Source organism: Candidatus Hydrogenedentota bacterium, from assembly GCA_018005585.1.
In the GTDB taxonomy this organism is placed as follows: domain Bacteria; phylum Hydrogenedentota; class Hydrogenedentia; order Hydrogenedentales; family JAGMZX01; genus JAGMZX01.
Window position 1 is genome coordinate 11,667 of the sequence record JAGMZX010000145.1, and the last position, 3,056, is coordinate 14,722.

Here is a 3,056-nt window from a genome sequence, read left to right on the forward strand (position 1 = left end):
CCGGACTTACCGCGGCCGTGTCAGTTACGGGGACGTCGAAACCGAAGGATTGCACGACCCCATTATCGAGCCGGCGCTTTTCTACAAGGCGAACGCCCTCAAGGAACGCAAGCGGCGCCAGAAAAAAACCGGGCGCGACGCTTGAGCATGAGGCCGTCTCGGCGCGCGGGCGGAAGGGACGCCCGCACAGGCGGCGGTCCTTTCTTGCGGATACCCATCATAAGGAGCGCATGCGACCATGCTTGACCTTGCGCAGGCCACCCTTGCACTCGGCGCGCGGGCGGAAGGGACGCCCGCACAGGCGGCGGTCCTTTCTTGCGGATACCCATCATAAGGAGCGCATGCGACCATGCTTGACCTTGCGCAGGCCACCCTTGCAGTCGTTGATTTTCAGAACAAGTTGATGCCCGGCGGCCCGGAGAACGTGCGCCCCTTTCTCGACAACGCCGTAAAACTGATTGCGTGCGCGCGCTGCCTTGATATCCCCATCCTTGTCACTGAGCAGAATCCCGATCGGCTCGGCAGGACTAATGACGTGATCGCCGAAGCCCTCGGAGATATCCCCCGGTTCGGCAAATTGGAGTTCAGTTGCGCGAGCCATGAAGGGTTTCGCGCCGCGCTCCGCGCGACTGGGCGGCGACAGGTGCTGGTGACCGGCATGGAAACGCACATCTGCGTGATGCAGACGGCCTTGGGCCTCAAGGAACGCGGCTACGAATCCTTCGTTGTGCGCGACGCGGTCTTGTCCATGCGCGACGAGGAACGCCAGGCTGGGTTGCAGCGCCTGGTCCAGGAAGGCGTGAAGCTGGTCACGGCGCAAATGGCGATATTCGAGTTGTTGCGCGCCGCAGGTACCCCCGAATTCAAGCGCATGCTGCCCCTGCTGAAGGCGCGGGACTAGCCGTCCAGCCGTTCCGGCGGCGCGACCTGCGTCACAGCCTCGGGGCTGTCCACCGGAATGTCCCCGGCCGTGTGGTCGTAATCCTCGTCCTGTTCCGGCGAATACGCGCCATATTCCGCCCGTGAAGTGCCGGCTGAGTCGGCAGCGGAAACCGGTTCCGGCCGCGCTACGGTTTCCCCGTCCGCCTGCGGGGTAGCATCAGCGGCCGCGGCCGTGGAAACGGTCGTAGCCGCGGACGCGGCGCCGGTGGTGGAAGTCTCCTTCCGTGGCGAGGCCGTTGAAGTGGCGGCCGGGCGCGCGTAGCCGGGCGGCTCGGGCCGTGTGAGAGACCGCATTTCCCGCTCGACCGGCTTCAGCTCGTCCGCAAGCTCTTTCTTCACCTCGTCCATGTAACCACGCAGGTCGCGGATGGTGCGCACGACCACCTTGGCAAACTCCGGGAATTTCTCCGGGCCGATGACAACGAGGGCAATCCCCGCAACCAGGACCATTTCGCCGAAACCGATGCCCATCATGGCGCGATACGCTCCTTAATCCTGAGACCCGGCTGTGCGGCGCCGTATCATGATCCGGGACAAGAGGATGCTAATCTCATACAGGAACAACAAAGGGATGAGCATAATCGTCATCGAGAACGGGTCGGGTGGTGTGAGCGCCGCGGAAGCGCACGCCAGCCCCACAATGGCAAACCGGCGATACTTGCTCAGCGTGTCCGGCGACAACAGACCCATATAAACCAGGATCAACACGACCATGGGGAACTGGAAAGCGACGCAGAAACCGAGTATCGCCATGATGATAAGCGATATGTTTTCATCCATCCGTAGCTGCACGTTCGCCCACTCCGGCGTGTACTGAAGGAGATAAGGCAGCACCATGGGGAAAACGCCAAAATATGCGACTGCCGCGCCGACCGTGGCAAGCGAGCCACATCCGATGATCAGATACTTGACCATCCGTTTCTCATTCGGTTTCAGGCCCGGAAAGATAAACGCGCAGGCCTGGTAAATGATATACGGCAGCGCAAGCACAATGGCCGCATACACAGCCACCTTGAACTTGACAATAAGCCCCTCCAACGCGCCCAGCGTGGTCCAGGAGACTCCGGCGCCTTTCGACGCCTGCTCGGGAGAGGCCGCGGTTTCGCCCCCGTTGCCCGCGGGTGCAGGGGCCCCGGCAGGGTCCGTGGGCTGCGCCGCCGCGGTGTTTGTCAGAATGAGCGGCTTGGCGAGGAAATACAGGATGGTGTCCGAAAAGAACGCGCAGAACACGAACGTCACCGCTACCGACAGCACGGACCTGATCAGCCGCGTGCGCAGCTCGCCCAAGTGTTCGGTAAACGTCATCCGAGCTTCGCCATTTGCGCTTTCTTCTTCCGACAAGACCGTCGACCCTCATGTCCGCGCGGGCTTCGGGCGATTGGAGGAAACCGGCTGGCGCCCGCGCCATGTTCCTGCCGAACCGGAATCGTACCGGTTGGACGCTGGCCGGTGCAAGAAACCGGGAACTTCGCGTAATCGGGAACCCCGGCGTCCCAGGGGACGAAGGCCCCGGTACGGCTGACGCCGGGCGGGACGTCTTCGAAAGTGGTTTCGGTGGCATCCCCTTTTGCCGGACGCCGGCTCCTGTGGCATAATAACCACATAAAGACCCTTTCGTTGGCCATGCCTTTCCCACGCGCGGGGGCGACATGGTTTCGACGGGGGTGTTGAAACACAGGCTGCGTGCCGAGGTTGACCGGTTGGCCTCGTTAAAAGCCGGTCACAACACAATTGCCAACGAACCATTGGCACTTGCCGCCTAACAAAGGCGACACGTCTTACCCGTGACGGTCCGCTAGCGGGATAAGGCGCCGACAGCGGGCCTCGAACCGCGGGGGCGGCGCAGCCCCCGGAGAGAGTACGCCCTGCGCCTAGCGAAGCCGGAAAGCTGGTCTGACGCGGTCCGGCCGGGCGAATCCTAAAAGAAAGACTACGCACGTAGACGCCTGCGCGGACGCACCTTCGGACGCGGGTTCGATTCCCGCCGCCTCCACCATAGTAAACTAGTACGTCCTCTCAAAAGCCAGGCGGGCTGGGCTGAAAGCGGCATTGTTGCACGTCCCATCGAGACATCGTTTTCTCGACGGGAGCAAGACGGGAGCATTCCGGGCGAC

The 3,056-nt window shown here is 62.6% G+C and carries 3 protein-coding genes and 1 other RNA gene; 2 read left to right on the forward strand and 2 right to left on the reverse strand.

Annotation, left to right across the window (positions count from 1 at the left end):
* Positions 1–349 precede the first annotated feature (349 nt).
* Positions 350–901 carry an isochorismatase family protein gene (locus tag KA184_19320; GenBank protein ID MBP8131735.1) on the forward strand — a complete coding sequence of 184 codons (552 nt, stop codon included), beginning with the start codon at positions 350–352 and terminating at the stop codon, positions 899–901.
* On the opposite strand, the gene tatB is transcribed toward KA184_19320, so the two are convergent.
* Together tatB and tatC are read right to left on the reverse strand one after the other, a co-directional pair.
* Entirely contained in the window at positions 898–1,416 is a 519-nt protein-coding gene (gene tatB, locus KA184_19325) for a twin-arginine translocase subunit TatB (protein ID MBP8131736.1), read from the reverse strand. The two genes, KA184_19320 and tatB, sit on opposite strands and share 4 nt — an antisense overlap.
* Positions 1,417–1,431: 15 nt before the next feature.
* A complete protein-coding gene (tatC, locus tag KA184_19330; protein MBP8131737.1) occupies positions 1,432–2,247 on the reverse strand; it encodes a twin-arginine translocase subunit TatC in 816 nt (271 codons plus the stop codon).
* A gap of 335 nt (positions 2,248–2,582) precedes the next feature.
* On the opposite strand from tatC, the gene ssrA reads away from it, so the two are divergent.
* Positions 2,583–2,938, forward strand: a transfer-messenger RNA (tmRNA) gene (gene ssrA / locus KA184_19335).
* Positions 2,939–3,056 lie beyond the last annotated feature (118 nt).

What these genes read in the sequence shown, in the direction of transcription:
- tatB (MBP8131736.1), bottom strand. Translation starts at nt 1,416, where the DNA reads ATGATGGGCATCGGTTTCGGCGAAATGGTCCTGGTTGCGGGGATTGCC.
- tatC (MBP8131737.1), bottom strand. Translation starts at nt 2,247, where the DNA reads ATGACGTTTACCGAACACTTGGGCGAGCTGCGCACGCGGCTGATCAGG.
- KA184_19320 (MBP8131735.1), top strand. Translation starts at nt 350, where the DNA reads ATGCTTGACCTTGCGCAGGCCACCCTTGCAGTCGTTGATTTTCAGAAC.